The sequence below is a fragment of the Ruminococcus sp. 210702-SL.1.03 genome (genome assembly GCF_020559915.1).
GTDB lineage: Bacteria > Bacillota > Clostridia > Oscillospirales > Ruminococcaceae > YE71.
Map to the genome: position 1 here is coordinate 18,417 of NZ_JAJCLZ010000020.1, position 18,713 is coordinate 37,129.

Annotated in this window: 19 protein-coding genes and 1 tRNA gene; 17 read left to right on the forward strand and 3 right to left on the reverse strand. The window is 44.4% G+C overall.

The features are described from left to right. The first annotated feature begins 224 nt into the window (after nt 1-224). The 11 genes from LI114_RS10105 to LI114_RS10155 all read left to right on the forward strand — a co-directional run bounded on the left by LI114_RS10105 (nt 225) and on the right by LI114_RS10155 (nt 9,917). Nucleotides 225-407, forward strand: a complete 183-nt coding sequence (locus LI114_RS10105; protein WP_022128688.1) for a hypothetical protein — start codon at nt 225-227, stop codon at nt 405-407. Between the two features lie 407 nt (nt 408-814). After that, nucleotides 815-1,921 carry a class II glutamine amidotransferase gene (locus tag LI114_RS10110; RefSeq protein WP_022128689.1) on the forward strand — a complete coding sequence of 369 codons (1,107 nt, stop codon included), beginning with the start codon at nt 815-817 and terminating at the stop codon, nt 1,919-1,921. Between the two features lie 35 nt (nt 1,922-1,956). After that, entirely contained in the window at nt 1,957-3,462 is a 1,506-nt protein-coding gene (locus LI114_RS10115; RefSeq protein WP_227220564.1) for a glutamate synthase-related protein, read from the forward strand. Between the two features lie 25 nt (nt 3,463-3,487). Further along, nucleotides 3,488-3,919: a 4Fe-4S dicluster domain-containing protein gene (locus LI114_RS10120; RefSeq protein WP_022128691.1), complete on the forward strand. Its 432-nt coding sequence runs from the start codon at nt 3,488-3,490 to the stop codon at nt 3,917-3,919. Nucleotides 3,920-3,935: 16 nt separating this feature from the next. Continuing rightward, a complete protein-coding gene (locus LI114_RS10125) occupies nt 3,936-5,168 on the forward strand; it encodes an NAD(P)/FAD-dependent oxidoreductase (RefSeq protein WP_227220565.1) in 1,233 nt (410 codons plus the stop codon). A gap of 31 nt (nt 5,169-5,199) precedes the next feature. Beyond that, nucleotides 5,200-5,922, forward strand: coding sequence for a hypothetical protein (locus LI114_RS10130; protein ID WP_022128693.1), 723 nt, complete (start codon nt 5,200-5,202; stop codon nt 5,920-5,922). A 75-nt stretch (nt 5,923-5,997) separates the two neighbouring features. Next, a complete protein-coding gene (locus tag LI114_RS10135) occupies nt 5,998-7,308 on the forward strand; it encodes a glutamine synthetase family protein (RefSeq protein WP_227220566.1) in 1,311 nt (436 codons plus the stop codon). 44 nt (nt 7,309-7,352) lie between these two features. Further along, nucleotides 7,353-7,925: an ANTAR domain-containing response regulator gene (locus LI114_RS10140; protein WP_227220567.1), complete on the forward strand. Its 573-nt coding sequence runs from the start codon at nt 7,353-7,355 to the stop codon at nt 7,923-7,925. A 208-nt stretch (nt 7,926-8,133) separates the two neighbouring features. Continuing rightward, nucleotides 8,134-8,997 (forward strand): class II fructose-1,6-bisphosphate aldolase, encoded by an 864-nt coding sequence (gene fba / locus LI114_RS10145; RefSeq protein WP_022128696.1) that lies wholly within the window; start codon nt 8,134-8,136, stop codon nt 8,995-8,997. A gap of 69 nt (nt 8,998-9,066) precedes the next feature. Next, nucleotides 9,067-9,570 carry a QueT transporter family protein gene (locus LI114_RS10150; protein WP_227220568.1) on the forward strand — a complete coding sequence of 168 codons (504 nt, stop codon included), beginning with the start codon at nt 9,067-9,069 and terminating at the stop codon, nt 9,568-9,570. A gap of 260 nt (nt 9,571-9,830) precedes the next feature. Then, nucleotides 9,831-9,917 (forward strand) — tRNA-Leu (locus LI114_RS10155). 423 nt (nt 9,918-10,340) lie between these two features. Here the strand turns inward: LI114_RS10155 and LI114_RS10160 are convergent. From LI114_RS10160 to LI114_RS10170, 3 genes are all read right to left on the reverse strand, one after another. Then, nucleotides 10,341-11,699 carry a recombinase family protein gene (locus LI114_RS10160; RefSeq protein ID WP_227220569.1) on the reverse strand — a complete coding sequence of 453 codons (1,359 nt, stop codon included), beginning with the start codon at nt 11,697-11,699 and terminating at the stop codon, nt 10,341-10,343. A 90-nt stretch (nt 11,700-11,789) separates the two neighbouring features. After that, nucleotides 11,790-11,972 carry a hypothetical protein gene (locus tag LI114_RS10165; protein WP_022127842.1) on the reverse strand — a complete coding sequence of 61 codons (183 nt, stop codon included), beginning with the start codon at nt 11,970-11,972 and terminating at the stop codon, nt 11,790-11,792. A 532-nt stretch (nt 11,973-12,504) separates the two neighbouring features. Continuing rightward, on the reverse strand, nt 12,505-13,779 hold the full coding sequence (locus tag LI114_RS10170) for an AAA family ATPase (protein ID WP_227220570.1): 1,275 nt from the start codon (nt 13,777-13,779) through the stop codon (nt 12,505-12,507). Between the two features lie 368 nt (nt 13,780-14,147). Here LI114_RS10170 and LI114_RS10175 point away from each other — a divergent pair, with 368 nt between their 5' ends. The 6 genes from LI114_RS10175 (at nt 14,148) to LI114_RS10195 (ending at nt 17,956) form a co-directional block, all read left to right on the forward strand. Continuing rightward, nucleotides 14,148-14,843, forward strand: coding sequence for a LytR/AlgR family response regulator transcription factor (locus LI114_RS10175; RefSeq protein WP_227220571.1), 696 nt, complete (start codon nt 14,148-14,150; stop codon nt 14,841-14,843). 5 nt (nt 14,844-14,848) lie between these two features. Beyond that, nucleotides 14,849-16,138 carry a sensor histidine kinase gene (locus LI114_RS10180; RefSeq protein WP_227220572.1) on the forward strand — a complete coding sequence of 430 codons (1,290 nt, stop codon included), beginning with the start codon at nt 14,849-14,851 and terminating at the stop codon, nt 16,136-16,138. A gap of 119 nt (nt 16,139-16,257) precedes the next feature. Then, nucleotides 16,258-16,791, forward strand: a complete 534-nt coding sequence (locus LI114_RS10185) for an accessory gene regulator ArgB-like protein (RefSeq protein ID WP_227220573.1) — start codon at nt 16,258-16,260, stop codon at nt 16,789-16,791. 210 nt (nt 16,792-17,001) lie between these two features. Next, nucleotides 17,002-17,157, forward strand: coding sequence for a cyclic lactone autoinducer peptide (locus tag LI114_RS10190; RefSeq protein ID WP_227220574.1), 156 nt, complete (start codon nt 17,002-17,004; stop codon nt 17,155-17,157). A 26-nt stretch (nt 17,158-17,183) separates the two neighbouring features. Then, the gene (locus LI114_RS14165) at nt 17,184-17,318 is read left to right on the forward strand and encodes a hypothetical protein (protein ID WP_264468276.1); all 135 of its coding nucleotides are present in this window, start codon (nt 17,184-17,186) and stop codon (nt 17,316-17,318) included. Nucleotides 17,319-17,323: 5 nt separating this feature from the next. Continuing rightward, nucleotides 17,324-17,956 (forward strand): hypothetical protein, encoded by a 633-nt coding sequence (locus tag LI114_RS10195; RefSeq protein WP_227220575.1) that lies wholly within the window; start codon nt 17,324-17,326, stop codon nt 17,954-17,956. The last annotated feature ends 757 nt before the right edge of the window (nt 17,957-18,713 follow it).

An 18,713-nucleotide genomic window follows, 5' to 3' on the forward strand; every position in this document is an offset into this window, starting at 1 on the left:
AGCCCTTCAGCGATGATAAGCTTAGATCTCATATCCTCATCCCCCTTTTTCAATTCTGCTGATATGATACCACATTTCTCCCGCAAATGCAAGGCTCTGGCGTGAAAAAGTTAAAACAAAAAAATATTGCCGCAGGTATTGAACTGTACAAAAAAACGTGCTATAATATTATCATAGGATTTATGAAGCAAAAGCTTTATTTTTTATGAAAGGGTGACGCGCAAATGCAGAAAATATTTTTTATCTCTAACAATTCCCAAAAAGTGAGCGCAGGCGTTCAGGCTCCGCATCTCGACCGTTTCCAGCGCGTCGAGCAGCTTAATGAAATGCTCAGCCGCGGCTGGTCTATAAAGGAATTTAAAAGCACGGGCGCAGATTCGTATTTCGTGCTCGAAAAGGAAGCTTGAGGTCACTTGTTAAAATTATGTGAACCTTTTGCAAGTTGATATAGCGAAAAAGTCGGTAAATTGCATTATTTTGCAGTTTGCCGATTATTTTTGCAAGATCATACACGCTGAAATTCAAAAATCTGCGTGTGGGCGACAAATGTTTGTGCAGGGTGTACAAATTTCCCTGCAAAGCGCCCTGCGCCCGCCCCGCTTGACAAAAGCGGGCTTTTGTGCTAAAATAATTATCACAGAACAACGACGTTCTTTCGAGAGGGCTAGTGCGCCCTTTTGAAAAGGACGTCGTTTTTTTATTGCTTTATTTGTGGATTTCAGATAAAGTGGGCGCGCCGGATAAAGGCGCTTGTATGGGGCGCTCCGCACAGTAAGCGGGGCGGTATGAAAGATTAACTAAAGGAGGAATTTGTATGCTGCGAGAGGGAGAGATAAGGATCCCTTCGGGATGTGCGATCTCGGGAGTGATCTCCAAAAGCGGTAAGAATATCAACGGAAGTGAGATGATAAAGTCCATCGCCACAATGCACGACCGCTCAAACGGTCTGGGCGGAGGCTTTGCGGGCTACGGCATTTATCCGCAGTACCCCGACCTTTACGCGTTCCACGTTTTTTACGACGGCAATAAGGCGCGTGAAGAGTGCGAGAGATTTCTCGATAAACATTTCGACATCATAAACCTTTCCAAAATACCTGTAAGAAAGAGCGATAAGATAGTGGCAGAGCCGCTTATCTGGAGATATTTCGTAGAGCCGCTGAAAACTAAGCTCAAAGATTCTAAGCTCGATGAAAAGGAATTTGTTTCGCAGTGCGTTATCCATATCAATTCAAATATCGAGGGCGCTTACGTTTTCTCCTGCGGTAAAAACATGGGCATATTCAAGGCGCTGGGCTACCCCGAAGAGGTCGGCGAATATTTCAGGCTCGACGAGTACGAAGGCTACGCATGGACCGCTCACGGCAGATACCCTACAAATACCCCCGGCTGGTGGGGCGGCGCGCACCCCTTCGGTATGCTGGATTATTCGATAGTTCACAACGGCGAGATCTCCAGCTACGACGCCAACAGAAGAAATATAGAGATGTACGGATATAAATGTAATCTTCAGACGGATACTGAGGTCATTACTTACATAATCGACTTCCTGCTGAGAAAGCAGGGGCTGAGCTTAGAGGAAGCCGCGAAAGTCATCGCAGCGCCTTTCTGGTCTACGATAGAGGGCATGAGCGCTGAGGAGAGGGAGCAGGCAGAGTACCTGCGCGCGGCGTACTCGAACCTGCTTATCACCGGGCCTTTCTCGATAATCCTCGGCTTCGAGGGCGGACTTATGGCGCTCAACGACAGATTAAAGCTGCGCTCGATGGTCATAGGCGAGAAAGACGACAGAGTTTACATGGCTTCCGAAGAATGCGCTATTCGCATTATCGAGCCTAATCTCGATAAGATCTGGTCGCCGAACGGCGGTCAGCCCGTAATCGTAACGCTCGACAGCTATAAAGATAAGATCTTCATAAAGTAAACGCTTGAAGATCTGAGAAGGGATGGTTATAAGAAATGGCAATAGATTATCTGTATCCTGAATATGAAATAGTTAGAGATACCAATAAATGTATAGCTTGCAGAGTCTGTGAGCGTCAGTGCTCGAACGAAGCACATCATTACGACCCCGAGCAGGGAAAAATGGTAGCCGATAACGCTAAGTGCGTTTGCTGCCACCGCTGCGTATCGCTCTGCCCCACTAAGGCTATAAAGATAGTAAAGAGCAACCACACATTCAAGGCGAACGCAAACTGGACGGGCAAGACCATTACCGAGATATACCGTCAGGCAAACTCGGGCGGAGTGCTGCTCTCCTCTATGGGCAACCCCGAGCCTTTCCCCGTGTACTGGGATAAGATCCTGCTGAACGCTTCGCAGGTAACTAACCCCTCTATCGACCCGCTGCGCGAGCCGATGGAAACAAAGACCTACCTCGGCAAAAAGCCCGGCAAGATCGAGCGCGATAAAAACGGCAAGCTGGTAAACAACATGGCGCCGCAGCTTGAGCTTGCTACGCCCGTTATGTTCTCGGCTATGTCTTACGGCTCTATCAGCTACAACGCTCACGAGTCGCTCGCGCGCGCCGCGGAAGAGCTTGGCATTTACTACAACACGGGCGAGGGCGGTCTGCATCAGGATTTCTATAAGTACGGCCCGAACACGATAGTTCAGGTAGCCTCGGGACGTTTCGGCGTATCTAAGGATTACCTCAATGCGGGCGCTGCTATCGAGATCAAGATCGGTCAGGGCGCAAAGCCCGGCATCGGCGGACATCTGCCCGGCATTAAGGTCTCGGCTGATATATCTAAGACGAGAATGATACCTATAGGCTCTGACGCAATATCCCCCGCGCCTCACCACGATATTTACTCGATAGAGGATCTGCGCCAGCTCGTATACTCGCTGAAAGAAGCCTCTGACTACAAGAAGCCCGTTATCGTAAAGATAGCCGCCGTACATAACGTAGCGGCGATAGCTTCGGGTATCGCGAGAAGCGGCGCGGACATCATCGCGATAGACGGCTACCGCGGAGGTACGGGCGCTGCGCCTACCCGTATCCGCGATAACGTCGGCATACCGATAGAGCTCGCGCTCGCAAGCGTAGACGCACGGCTGAGAGAAGAGGGCATACGCGATAACGTCGGCATAGTAGTCGGCGGTTCTATACGCTCTTCCGCAGACCTTGTAAAGGCTATCGCGCTCGGCGCAGACGCCTGCTACATAGCTACCGCCGCCTGTCTCGCTATGGGCTGCCACCTCTGCCGCACCTGCCAGACGGGCAAGTGCAACTGGGGCATAGCTACCCAGCGCCCCGAGCTTGTAAAGCGCCTAAACCCCGACATCGGCTACAAGCGCCTTGTAAATCTGGTTCACGCTTGGGATCACGAGATAAAGGAGATCATGGGCGGTATGGGTATAAACTCCATCGAATCGCTCAGAGGAAACCGCCTCATGCTCCGCGGTATCGGACTTTCTGACAGAGGGCTTTCGATACTCGGAATAAAGCACGCAGGTGAATAATGCGGAAAGTGAGGATGGTTTTGCTATGAAACGTATTTATGTAAATGAAAAATGGTGTCTGGGCTGTCACCTCTGCGAATACTACTGCGCATATGCCAATTCGGGTAAGGACAGCATGGTGAACGCCCTGAAAAACGTAAAGATAAACCCCCGTATACAGGTAGAGGAGGGCGAGGGCATAAACTTCGCCGTATCCTGCCGCCACTGTAAAGACCCGCTCTGCGTAAAAAGCTGCATAACAGGCGCTCTTACGATAGAAAACGGCGTCATCTCGTTCAACCACGATAAGTGCGTAGGCTGCTACACCTGCATACTCTCATGTCCATACGGCTGCATCATGCCCGACAGCGAGGGCCACGCGGTGCAGAAATGCGAGCTTTGCACAAAGAACGCCTGCGGCGAGCCTGCCTGCGTAAAGGGCTGCCCGAATCAGGCTATCGTATTTGAAGAAAGATAAGGGGGGCGCAGATATAATGAGCAAAATAGTTATCATCGGAAACTCCGCCGCGGCTGTCGGCTGCGTTGAGGGAGTACGAAGCGTAGATAAAAATTCTGAGATAGTGCTTATCGCGAGCGAGAAGCACCACACATATTCGCGCCCGCTCATCTCTTACCTGCTTTACGGCAAGACTGACGAGCAGCGCATGAAGTACCGCCCCGATTCTTTTTACTCCGACAACATGGTAGATACCATGCTGGGCAAGACGGCGGTAAGCGTAGACCCTAAGGGCCATACCGTAAAGCTTGAGTCGGGCGAGGTCATCTCTTACGACAAGCTCATGGTGGCTACAGGCTCTTCGCCTTTCGTGCCGCCTATGAAGGGGCTGGATAAGGTAGAGAAAAAGTTCACATTCATGACTCTCGACGACGCGCATGCGCTTGACAAAGCTATCTCGGCAGAGAGCAGGGTGCTCGTTATCGGCGCGGGACTTATCGGTCTGAAATGCGTGGAGGGCATTGCCGATAAGGTGAAAGAGATAGCCGTAGTAGATATGGCAGACCGCATACTCCCCTCAGTACTCGATGCCGAGGGAGCGGAGCTTGTGCAGAAGTCCATCGAAAAGCACGGCGTGAAATTTTACCTCAACGACAGCGCGGCGGAGCTTGAGCCTAACAAGGCGAAGCTGAAGAGCGGCGCGGAGGTAGAGTTCGACGTGCTGGTAGTAGCCGTGGGCGTTCGTCCAAACATTGCGCTGCTGAAAGACGCGGGCGCTGAGTGCGGCAGAGCTATCAAGACTGATAATAAGTGCCAGACCAGCCTGAAAGACATCTACGCGGGCGGCGACTGCACTGAATCATACGATATAACCATCGGCGCTGAACGCGTACTGGCACTGCTGCCAAACGCATATATGCAGGGCAACACCGCGGGCGTGAACATGGCAGGCGGCGAGCAGCTTTACGAAAACGCTATCCCCATGAACGCTATGGGTATGTTCGGCTACCATATGATAACAGCAGGCTCTTACGAGGGCAACGTTTATACCGAAAAAGAGGGCGAGAATTACAAGAAGCTCTTCTATAAGGATAACCGCCTTATGGGCTACATCATGATAGGCGACATAAAGAGAGCGGGCATATACACCGCGCTCATCAAAAATCAGACCCCGCTCGACAGTATTGATTTCGAGCTAATCAAGCAGAAGCCGCAGCTTATGGCATTTTCGGCGGAAGACCGCCGCGAGAAGCTTGCGGAGAGTCATTGATGAAAAGCGTATGAGGAGGCATTGAGTTATCATGAAAATACAGGTAGATCTGATGCATTTCCAGACCCTCAATGAGCAGATAAAGGCTTGCGAGGACGACGTTATAACGCTGGAAAACTGCATAGGACAAAGATATATAGCAGCAGGCAGAAAACAGGGCAGCGTGGTGATAAACGGTACGCCGGGCAACGCGCTGGGCGCTTACCTCGACGGCTGCGATATAGTAGTAAACGGCAACGCGCAGGACGCCTGCGGCGACACTATGAATAAGGGCAGCATTACGATATACGGCTCGGCGGGCGACGCTACGGGATACGCTATGCGCGGCGGCACGATATACGTTCGCGGAAACTCGGGCTACCGCACGGGAATACATATGAAGAGCTATATGGAGCATATCCCCGCGCTGGTCATCGGCGGAAAAGCGGGCAGCTTCCTCGGCGAATATCAGGCGGGCGGCTACATTGTAGTGCTTGGCATGGGCTTTGAGGATACGCAGGTGGTAGGCAGATTTTGCGGCACCGGTATGCACGGCGGAAAGATATATCTGCGAACCGAAAACCTGCCCGGCGACCTTCCCGCGCAGGTAAAGGCTAAGGAAGCGGGCAAAGAAGACCTGGCCGAGATAAGCGGATATGTAAAGAACTTCTGCGAGAAGTTTGACAAAGATTATGACGACATAATGAACAGTAAATTCTTTGTTTTAACTCCGGACACAAAAAATCCATATAAACAGCTTTACACGCAGAACTGATGATAGTATAATAAAAAGTGGAGCAAGTTTGATAAAACAGCTTGCTCCACTTTTTGACAGGAGGATCATTGCATTATGAGATATACAGAACGCGAAGTGCTTCAATTCGTGGATGAAAACGACGTTAAGTTCGTAAAGCTCATGTTCTGCGACGTGTTCGGCAATCTGAAAGCCATATCGGTGCTTTCGAGCGAGCTGCCGAAGATATTCAAGCAGGGCTACGCTTTCGACGCTACGCAGATGGACGGCTTTATGGGCGTTTACGAAACAGATCTGGTGCTGCGCCCCGTGCTCGACACCCTTTCGCTGCTGCCTTGGCGGCCGCAGCAGGGCAGAGTTATGAGGCTGTTTTGCAGCATAGCCCGCGCCGATGGTTCGGAATTTGCGGGCGACGGCAGAGGCTACCTGCTGAAAGCCGTAGAGCGCGCGAAAAAGTCGGGCTTCGACTTCAAGGTAGGCACTTCCTGCGAATTTTATGTTTTTGAGCTGGACGATAAGGGTCTGCCGACGAGGATACCGCACGATAATGCAGGCTGCTGCGAAGCTGCGCCCGCCGACAGGGGCGAGAACCTGCGCCGCGACATCTGTATGACGCTCGAGCAGATGGAGATATACCCCGAAAGCTCGCGCCACGAAGCCGGCCCGGGACAAAACGAGATCGACTTTATCTCCTCAGCGCCGCTCTCCGCCGCCGATAATCTTGTTACGTTCAAGAACACGGTAAAATCGGTAGCGAACAGAAACGGCCTTTACGCTTCATTCATGCCTAAGCCGCTGCCCGATAAGTGCGGAAGCAGTTTGCAGATAATGCTCAGCTGTACCAAAAACGGCGAGAACGTCTTCGCTCAGCGCGAGGGCTGCCTTACTACCATCGCAGACAGAATGTTGGGCGGTCTGCTGCACAACCTGCCCGCCATGACGCTTTTTATGAACGGCGTAACAAATTCGTATGCGCGCATGGAAGCGATAGAGCCGCTGCGCCACGTAGCTTGGACGAAGTACAACCTAAACGTGCCCGTAAGGCTGAGGGGCGGCGAAAAGAACGGCTACCTTATGCTCATGACGCCCGATAATACCTGCAACCCCTATTTCGCTATAGGACTAGTCATAAACGCCTGCATGGACGGTATAGAGAACGCTATATCCGCGGGCGGACCCGTACTGCACGAAGCCGCGGCGGCTGACGGCGCAGGAGAATTCGGCATAATACCGAAAGACCTGCGCGAAGCGGTAAAGACAGCCGGCGAAAGCAAATTTATCAAAAAGACTTTGCCCGCAGAACTGGTGGAATACGTCGCAAAATGCAAGAACGCTATGAGCGACGAGTACGAAGCTGCGCAGGACAGGGAAATTTTTGAAACGGCAAGGTTTTTCTATACTCTGTGATTTTAATATGACTGATCTGCATTTGAGTACAAGGGGGTGCCTGAATGGACAGAGTATTGATAGTATCGGGAAGCGATAACGCTACCGCCGCCATTGCCGGACTGATAAGAGAAGCTTTTCCAAACTGCTTGCAGTCGGTGATAAGCAACGGCAGCGAGGCTAGGCGCGCCGCCGCCGAAAAGACCTACGACGCCGTGATAATAAACTGCCCGCTGAAAGACGAATTCGGCAACGAGCTTGCCGAGCACATAACAGCTACTACCAACGCCAGCTGCGTTATGATAGTGCGCGCCGAGAACTGCGAGCAGGTGAGCGAGCGAATGGAAGATCTGGGAGTTATAGTGATAGCAAAGCCGCTGAGCAAGCAGATCTTTTACCAGTCGCTGAAATTCATAAACGCCTCGCGCAAAAGGCTGCTGGGTCTGCAAAACGAGAACATAAAGCTGCATAAAAGGCTGGAGGAGATGCGCACGATAAACCGCGCAAAATTCGCGTTGATGCAGTACCTAAACTTCACGGAAACGCAGGCACACAGGTATCTGGAAAAGCAGGCTATGGATATGCGGTGCACAAAGCTTGAGGTAGCGCTTTCGGTGCTAAAGACTTATGAGCCGTGAGAAATGTGTATAAAATGTTAAAAAACGTTTCTGCAAATGTAAAAGTAGGAAAAAGCTCTTGAAAAAAGGGCGAAAAAAGTGTATAATGTATTTGTTCGCGGAGCACGCACAAGTAAGCGGGGTCAGCAGTGACTAACGGCTTGCGGAAAATGCGGCAGGAAAACGCCGCGGGCATACTTAATAAGATAATTACGGAGGGTGTTTTCAGATGTTAGTATCAGCAAAGGAAATGATGACCAAAGCAGTAGCGGGTCACTATGCAGTAGGACACTTCAACATAAACAATCTTGAGTGGACAAAGGCTATCCTGCTCACCGCAGAAGAGCTCAAGTCCCCTGTTATCCTTGGTGTTTCCGAGGGCGCAGGCAAGTATATGTGTGGCTACAAGACCATCGTAGGAATGGTAAACGGTATGCTCGGCGAGCTGGGTATCACAGTTCCTGTTGCACTTCATCTGGATCACGGCTCTTTCGAGGGCGCTAAGGCTTGCATCAACGCAGGCTTCTCGTCTGTAATGTTCGACGGTTCTCACTACTCTATCGAAGAGAACATCGAAAAGACCAAGGTGCTTGTAAACACCTGCGACGTACTGGGACTTTCCCTTGAAGCTGAGGTAGGCTCCATCGGCGGCGAAGAAGACGGCGTAGTAGGCATGGGCGAGTGCGCAGACCCCGACGAGTGCAAGATGATCGCAGACCTCGGCGTAGCAATGCTGGCTGCCGGCATCGGCAACATCCACGGTGTATATCCTGAAAACTGGCCGGGACTTTCTTTCGAGACTCTGGCTGCTGTAAAGGAAAAGGTTGGCGATATGCCTCTCGTACTGCACGGCGGTACAGGCATTCCTGATGACATGATAAAGAAGGCGATCTCGCTCGGCGTTGCTAAGATCAATGTAAATACTGAGTGCCAGCTCTCTTTCCAGGCTGCTACAAGACAGTACATCGAAGAAGGCAAGGACCTCAAGGGCAAGGGATTCGACCCCAGAAAGCTGCTTGCTCCCGGATACGAAGCTATCAAGGACAAGGTAAAGGAAAAGATGGAACTCTTCGGTTCTGTCGGCAAGGCTTAATTAACAGACAATCAAATATGAGTGTATCCTAGCTTAACCACTCAGAAATAAAAACAAGGAGAGATAAATATGGAATCTATCAGCACTCGCAGGATCACGAAAGCGGGAGTAGTCGCGGCGATATATGTCGTGCTAACGGTATCACTTTCGGCGTTATCATATGGAGGCATACAGTTTCGCATAGCGGAAGCGCTAATGCTGCTGTGTTTATTCAGCAAGGACTATGTTGTATCACTGACCATCGGCTGTTTTATCGCAAACATATTCAGCACGGTAGGCGCGGTTGACACGATAGTAGGCACTTCGGCGACGCTTATCGCGGGGTTATGTATTTATCTTTTGCGGAACAAGCTCAACTATTTCACGGCTTCGCTTTTCCCCGTCATTATAAACGGCGTGTTCGTAGGGCTGGAGCTTTGGATAGTGCTGAAGCTGCCGCTTGTACTTTCAATGGTGCAGGTCGCGGCGGGCGAGCTGGTCTGCGTGACTATTCTCGGCGGCATACTGCTGAAAGCGTTATCGAAAAACCGTGGATTCATGGCTATGATAACGAACGAGAAAGAGTCGATATAAATTTAGTGAACTAGGGCAGGCAATAGTTTGTCCGGTTATGGATCGCTCGGGTTTTCTTTGAAAATTCGGTGTTTTGAAAGAAAATTCGAGAGATTCTATTTGCTAACAACAGGCAGAGTTTTTTTAAGGCTCTGCCTTTTTTGTCGGCAACTGCGTTAAATAAATGTTCAATATATATTTACCAAACGTTTTTATAATTTGTGCAAAAATGCTTGACAAGTGCATGTTGATGTGATATAATATATATGTTGATTTTTCAAGCAGGTATGGCGGAATCGGCAGACGCGCTAGCTTCAGGTGCTAGTGGGGGCAACCTCGTGGAAGTTCAAGTCTTCTTACCTGCACCATAAAAAGCTCGATTATATCGGGCTTTTTTCTTTTTATATAATAAATCCGATAGCAAGACCTGATGAATGAAAATTGATTTTTAACAGATCTTATCCTAAAGTTCATTGCTAGGTATAGCTCGTCTGCTGTTTAATATGTTCATATAAGCAAGGAAGATCCGCAGAACTGCCTGCGGATCTTCCTTGCTTATATGAACTTTCTAATTCGTCCAGCGGATCTATAAATACGCTGACCGTGTCATTGAACTCTCCGTTCATCTCAAATTTGATGTCGAGGCTTTTATTTTCATTTTGATGAATAAGAATTCGTTTGACAAGCATTCGCAAATTAACATCGGATATTGAACCTTCGGACAAGATCTCATCAATAATCTGAGTTGTATTATTAAGGCGTCCTTTCCTCTGCTTGCAGATTTTGTCATACTATCTTAAATCTGATATCTTTTTATCAAGTTTAGCTATTTCATCCTCACGTTTGGTGATCATATTGTTGAAAACTTGCGTGTGTTCACGATTGTTTATTCGTTCGATTATTAAGTCCTCAATTTGCTGTCGGAGTGATAAAATCCTATCATTGAGCTGCTGTATCTGACGTTCATATAGCGGCTTTTTCTTTGACCAGTCTTTTATGATCTTATTGTATCTTTCACCTTCAGCAAGAATAATATCACGCAGTCTAAGTATTTCATCTTCGACCAGTTCATCAAGTTGATTTTCACGGACTGTATGCGGAGTGCAGTATTGTTTACCATAGCGATGATTGCTGCTGCAAGTGTATTCAACGTATTCTTTCCCTCGCCATTTTCGTCGGCGGGCTATGAACCCGGCTCCGCAGTCGGAGCATTTTATCAAGCCAGAGTAGCGGTGCAATTTCCGACCATTTTGCGAACGTGGATTGATCTGCGAACGCTCTTTCAGCAAGAACTGAGCTTGTTTCCAAGTTGTTTCATCAATGATCGGTTCACAAAAATTCTCGTGACGGTACTGCTCTTCAGGCGGAATAAAAGTCTTTGTCTTGTAGATTTTACTTGTCACAGTTTTGTGATTGACCATCGTTCCGATGTACAGCTCGTTCGTAAGTATCCGCCTTACTGAAGTCTGAACCCACAGATATTTTTTTGAAATGTCCGGTTTCCAATCTGCAAGCTTACGTCTTTGATAATATTCAGGAGACTTTATTCCACGCTCGTTCATCGTCCTTGCGATAGTTGTCAAGCCGTAACCGTCAACGTATAGCTTGAATACTTCCTGTACTATCCAAGCTGTTTCATCGTCTACCAGAACAGTATTTGTGTTTCGATCACGCTTGTAACCGAGGGGTAAGGACTCTATCAGACCTTTGTTTTTCTGCTTTTGGCGAACTCCTGCTTTAACTTTCTTGCTGATGTCCTTAGCATAAAAATCGTTGAAGATCTGCTTGAACCCAATCAGCAAATCGTCGTTTTCATTGAATGAATCTATTCCCTCAGTCACAGAAATTACCTTAACATTATTCTGTCGCAAGTGATCAATGAAGAGTTCAGTCTGCGTTCTGTGTCGTCCTAATCTAGATAGATCCTTGACCAGAACAACATCGATCTTACCTTCATCAACAGCAATTTCAAGTTTGCCTAAGCCTTTTCTGTTGAACGTCATTCCCGAAACGTTGTCATCAAAACTTTCACCAACTATTTCGTAACCATTCTGCCCAGCGTAATCAACTAAAATCTGCCGCTGATTTTGCAAGCTGTTCATTTTCTCATCTTCGTCACGAGATAATCTGTAGTATAGCCAAGCTCTCATTTTATCGACCTCCTTTAAATTCGGCAGGCACGCTGTGGTGTGTCTGCGTTACAACAGACACTACCACAAGCCTCCCTTAAAGTCCAGCGATCACGCCGTTTTATCAATAAATTCTACCTTATCAATAAAATCATCATTCGAGCGTTTGGACATACTATCCGAATTTAAATAGTCGTTGATCATAGCTTCCATAAACGTGTCAAAGGACTTTTTATCGCCGTTGTATATGATCGTGACGGAATTGATTCTGGGGATTTCTCTTTGTCTTGGCATTGGGTTATCGCCCTCCTTACTGTCTTTTCAGTTTCTTTTTCTCTGATTTTTAAACTGATCATTTTTAATCATTCCTTTCCTGATATTTTGTCTGACATCATCAGCAACGCCCGAAATTATGCCGATTTTACGCACTTTTCTGACATTTCGACTCCTAATTTTCGGGAAAAGCCGTATTTTGACTCCATTACTCGACTGCCGAAAATATGCACAAGACCTGTGCAAGAACTGCGTATTTACGGCATATTTGCGGTCAGCTTTGCTGTCCGCTGTGAGCGTCATGGCGGCTTCAGACGCCATGACTTTAACCTGCAATGAAATATTTCACTTTTTTCGTTATGCGGCAAATCGGGGATTTGTGCATAACCAACATATCTGGTTTCCTATGCACTTTCAAACTTATTTAAGAATTGCTCGTTTATCCCCCTCGTTCAACGCTCACAATCGGCTTGTGTGGGCTTGTACCGTCTAGGGTGGTATGTTTACCCTACTGCAAGTGAGGAGGGCACAAATCGCCCTACATTCGCTAACTCTAAAATGGCGGAACTTCAATGCCTTGACTTGCAAGTGTGCTTCTGATTTTTCTTGCGGATTCATTCAGAATTTCATCAAGCGTTGTCCACCTTACTTCACATATCTTTTCACCTTGGACAGGGTCAGTAGAATTACAAACAGGGACAGTAGCTTTGCACACAGGGTCAGCAGAATTTTTATCTTTTTGATTTCCATAATCGCCCTCAAACAACGTATTTAAAGGCTTTTCGGAACCTTCCGAACTCATTTCAGTGACAGCAGGGTCAGTATATTTAACAGCTTCGGGCATTAGATTTTTACCGTCACCGGTGTCACTGCTTTTATCATATTTCAGAATAATTACTCGCTTACCGTTGCTGCGTCTGGATTTAAAAGTCACACCGTAACTTTGCAATTCATAAGCGTGCTTCATAAGTTCTTTTTTGATATGGTTTGCGAAAATTTCTTTACAAAGTATTTTGCTTAGCATGATTGCAAGCTCCGTTGCAGAGCCTTTAAAATAATTGCGTTCCAACATGAAATCATGCACAGCGAAAGAGAAAAAGTCCGCTTCTTTAGCCGTCACTTCGTCAACAACTTTCCAGCGACTGTTTTCAAACACAAGATTTATTTCTTGGTTTTCAATATCACGTCCTACACAATAAAGTTTTGCATTACGGCTGCCACGTTTTGTTTCGATCAGAACCATACTTCCGTCTACACAGCCGCTGATTCCTGTACTTCCTGAGATCATATTGAACGGATCGATGTCTTTGCATTTTCTTGTGTGATGAACCACTATGACAGTTATCTCAAGCTTGTCTGCAAGAGCTTTCAGAACGGATAGGTCTTTGTAGTCTGAACCATAGCTTGAATCTGTTGAACCACGAACCATTTGCAGAGTGTCGATAAAAACGATTTTCAGATCACGATGTTCACTCACAAAGCCTTCGATCTGCTCTTCAAGACCGCCTCCTATCGGGTCAGACATAACAGAGAAGTAAAGCATTTCAGTTGGTTCATCGGTCAGCTCATAGAGCCTGTTTTGTATTCTTGCGTAGCTGTCCTCTAAACACAGATACAGAGCAGTTCCTTGTGAAGTTTTTAGACCTAAAATTTTTTCTCCTTTCGCTATTGACAAACACATATCAAGTACCAGCCACGATTTGCCGACCTTTGGTGCACCTGCTAAAATGTACAGACCTTGTGCAAGCAAGCCGTCTATAACGAACTCTATTGGCTTGTACACAGTTGTCATTATTTCTTCGCAGGATTTTGAGTTAAATTGTTTCAAGTTATCAGTCCTCCTATTCTGTTTTCAAGTTTCTGTTATTGTCACTGAACATAGCGAAATTTATATTCAAAACAAAAAGCTCGCAAAGACTCTTAAAATCTTTACGAGCTTATATTATTCTCCATTCTTATGGTATCGCATTTTAATACGTTTGTCAATAGTCATGGTCCATTTTCATTGTTTTGCACAGGAGATTTGATTTTGACACGGGGGTAAGATGTGCGTTTTCGCCGTCGCATGATGCGAGAGAGGGTATGGCAGGTATATTTATACATAATAAAAGCTATATTGCAACCTTGAAATAATTACTTTGATATGCTATAATAATAGCTGATACATAAAGCATAACCAATCGTGAGGTGATTATTATGAATATTGCCATCTGCGACGACGAGCCTGTTTTCTTGAAACAATTGCATAATAGAATCAGAAGTATGAAGATTCCTGATTGCGAAGTCCATGAATTTACAAGTGGCCGGGACTTGTTGAGCTTCTATGTTAAGGGTATGTATGAGGTAATCATTCTTGATGTTGAAATGCCTGAGCTTAATGGTTTAGAAACTGCTGAACGAATCAGACAGATAGACAAATCTGTGATTATTTCATTCCTAACAAACTATGCTGAGTTTGCGGTTCGGGGTTATGACGTTGGGGCTTTTCGATATATCCTAAAAAGTCAACCTGATTATCTGTATACTAAGCAGCTCGGTTCTATTGTTGCTGAATGTCAGCAACGATTTAGAACATTCACTTTTAGTAACAAAAATCTGTCTTTCAAGTTCAAATTAACGGATATTCTTTATTTTGAAGGATATAGACGAAAGGTTTCATTGTTTACCTTGAATGGCGAATTAGAATATGGTGGCGATTTTTCAACAGTGTGCGGTGAACTTCTAAAATATAATTTCATCATAATAAATCGAGGAATACTCGTTAATCTTGATCACACACAGAATATCACAAAGTATGATGTTACCTTAAGTAATGGCAGGAAAATCCCCATAGGGAAAACATACAAAAATGAGGTAGTGTCACGCTATTTTGAATATGCAGAAGGAAAATGATAATATTGCCGGTTTGGGTTCAAAACATCATTGAAATAGCTAATGTAGCTGTAGAAATGATATTGGTTTTCCTATATTTTTCGTTGTTAAGTAAACGAAAGATCAACAAATGTCTTTTTTGTGCAGCTTATATACTAACTACCTCAATTCTATCGTCGGTAGTTTTATTTGTTAATGATATTTTTTTGTATCTTGTTACAACAACTGTTCTTATAAGTTTAGTGGCATTCTTATGTTTCGAAGATTCCGTTCGACATAAAATTTTCTGGATTGTTATTTTTCTGTTGATTATCTCTATATCGGAACCTATTGTAATAGGAATACTTTGTATCGCCAATATGGGAACTCCTGATGAATTTTTACAGTCAGGGTTAGGACGATATCTTGGTATGATAGGCACTGATCTTATTTATCTATGGCTCATTGGTTTAATGCACCGAATTATAAATAAAAGGATTCGTGATCTGCCTGTTAAGTATTGGATTTTGATAATCACAATTCCGATTATTAGTATATTCCTTTTACAAACGATACTTGAGGGCTTTGCAGCAGACAAATCGTATAATTATATCTCTTTAGGATTTTCACTTATTGGTATTATTTTCATAAACATTTTAATGTTTAATTTCTTTGAAAGTTATGAGGATAAAATCAAGCTTAATTACCTTGAAACTTTAAAGCAACAAGAGCAGGAGAATTACAAACTACTTACTCTATCGTATAAACAAGTAAGAGAGTTTAAGCACGATATTGAAAATCAGTTTTCAGTTTTGAAAGATATGCTGGAAAATGATGATACAGATGCTGCCAAAGAATATCTTGTAAAACTGAGTTCGTTTGTACGGCTTGCTAACAGGCTATGCTACACCGGAAATAACGCAGTTGATTCAATCGTAAATATTAAAGGTTCTCTTGCCCGGACCTACGGCATAGAGTTTATTTGCAAAGTTAATATCATAACGAGCATTAAAGCCAATGAATTGGAGCTATGCCGTATCATAGGTAACGCTCTTGATAACGCTATTGAGGGTTGTCAAAGGTCAAATTCTCCCAGTAAGCATATATGGATCAGCATATCAGAAGAACGAGAGAAGCTCTTTCTTGTTATCACTAATACATCTGATGAGGTAGATACAGATTCTCTGACCTCTACAAAGAAAGAGAAAGGGCTTCACGGTATAGGGGTAAGCAGTATTAAATCCTCAGTAGACCGACTTGGAGGACTTGTAAAATTTGATTGTAAAGACGGGATTTTTAAGCTGAATATCATGATTTATAATTGTTTACAAATCTAATTATTGAACTTTCGGTACAAGAAAGCGACATTTGAGTACACTTTGCGGCATTTTTGCGTGAAACTTATTGAAAATATTGCTATTATGTGCTATGATCTTTGCAAGGAAGTGATTCGGAAATGGTTTCAAAACTTGCGAAGAACATAGCACATTTTTTTGTGCTTCAGAACATAACCGAGGAATCTAAAGAGGCAATCTATGCTTATGGAATGGAATTGCTGATTTCCGATGTGCTGAATACTCTTATCGTTCTGCTAATTTCTCTTATTTCCCATACACTGCCTGCGGCTGTTATATTCATAGCCGTATTTATGGGATTAAGGAGGTTTGTAGGTGGGTATCATGCTAACAGCCATTTGAGTTGTATGTTCACGCTTGTCGTGGTAATGCTGGTTTTCTCTTACGGCATTTGCAATGTAAGCGAACAGATTGCTCAGATATTCAGTATTGGCTTTATAATAATATCATTACCTATCATTTTCTGTATTGCTCCTGTTCCGCATCCGAATAAGCCGATGTCGGAGGAAAAGGGTATCAGACTGAGAAAACAAAGTATTATCCTTGCTGCTGCCCTGTCCACCACTGTGATTGCCCTGTTTTTATTCCAATATCACGAATTAAGTCTTTATGTATCAAGTGGAATACTGCTGTAAGCAATTATGGCACTGCTCGGTCGCTTTTTGAATCGGGGTGATAACAGTAAACGATGACAAGGAAAGAGAAAAACGAAGTATTTTAGTAATTGTAATTCTTGCTCTTATAAGGTTGGTGCTGTATATCTCAAATGGCAGCGCTTGTGGTATTACATTCTATCAGTCTGAAGAACCGGATTTACAGAAGTTGTTTGAAAGGAGGAATTTTTAATGAAAAGACTGATTGAATTTGCAAAAAAAGCATCTACATCACTTGCAGCTCTTGCTTTGGTATTTGCAACTACATCTGTTTCAAGTGCTTGTTTTCATTGGTTTGCGCAGCCTGTTGAGCCGGAAGAACTGAGAAGCTATGTGAATAACAAGTAAAAAAACGATTATGAATGGAGGATACCATGAAAAAAACAACTAAGTTTAAACGTATTCTTTCTGGTGTACTGAGTGCGGTAATGACAATTAGTGCCATACCTATCGTTTCAGTACATGCTGATGAAAGCACAGAACCTTATCCGTATGACTGGTTTGATTAACACTTATGGGTATTATTACTAATATTATTACGTTGCTTAGTGTGATTTATGCTGTGGGATGTACTTCTTTTCTCGCTACAAACTCACCACAACAATATTATAATACTGCATATGTAAGTGTTGCTGTTATGATGTTTATCCTATTATTAAGATTTATTTACATCAAAATAAGAAGTTTAAATAATGATTGCAAAAAAAACAAAATCATCGATACAATTATGTATCCAATGTATTATCTTACTGGATTATTTGAATTAAATATCAAATACGGCTATGGCAACACAATTGGGATAAGTGGCGTAGAAGAAAAAATAGGACTACTATATACTATGGGGATTTCTTATAAAATCTGTAATTTACTTAGTATACTCATCTTTATCATAGCTTGGATTGTATTGATTCTAAAATTTAAATATGCGATGGATTGCAAACAAATCATAAAAAACAAAGCAGCACTATTACTTATTGCTTTAGGCTCATTTATTACTATTAAATGCATAATAGGCATTTTGTTTAATACAAACACCTATAATGTATATCTCGACATTGTTACAGCTCATATTATATATTGGTTTGTTTATTTTATTTCAATGTTGATTTATAAGTTATTATTAAAAAACAAGTCAAGTAACCTTTAGCTTATTGACACATTCTCAAACTATTCCACACAATTCTAAATAAGCATTATGACATATCTCATAATCAGCGGATACCCTAATGGAACTGAATAACCGCAAGCTCTCGGAAACGCCTGCAAGCGTTTCTGAGAGCTTGCTTTTCAGACGGTAACATTTCTGCTCCACAAGATCAGACAGTCTGTGGGTATTTTCGTTCTCCTAACAATCAAGCACTAGTTGGCTCGGCAATGCCGTGGGCGATTTCATGTACATAGAGGTAAAATATTTTTTAGGTGATGGATGGTTGATTTTTTGAAAACGATGTGGTAAATATATGTGAAAAGGAGTGGCACGGCTTTCTCATAGTGATAGTAAAACTCAAACTGACAACCTATACTCTGCTCAATGAGTCACATCAATATATCTTTAAAACTCAAAATTATATTTTCACCAACGTTACCCTACCCTCAGGTGCTAGTGGGGGCAACCTCGTGGAAGTTCAAGTCTTCTTACCTGCACCATATTGGTGAGACTAAATGGATGCTCACCCTTAAAAGCCCGTATTTACGGGCTTTTTTCATGCTTTTCAGTCGAAAATTTTTAGTGTAAAACCATGGATGCTTTTTCATGATTTTCACCGACCGGAAGGATTTGAACCCTCGACAAATGAATATTGTCAAATAAAACGGCAAGCTTTGAGCAGATTTCGCTCCCGGCTTGCTTTTTTTTATGAAAAAACATTCACAAAGTTTAGAAGGCTGTTTTGTCAAATATCACG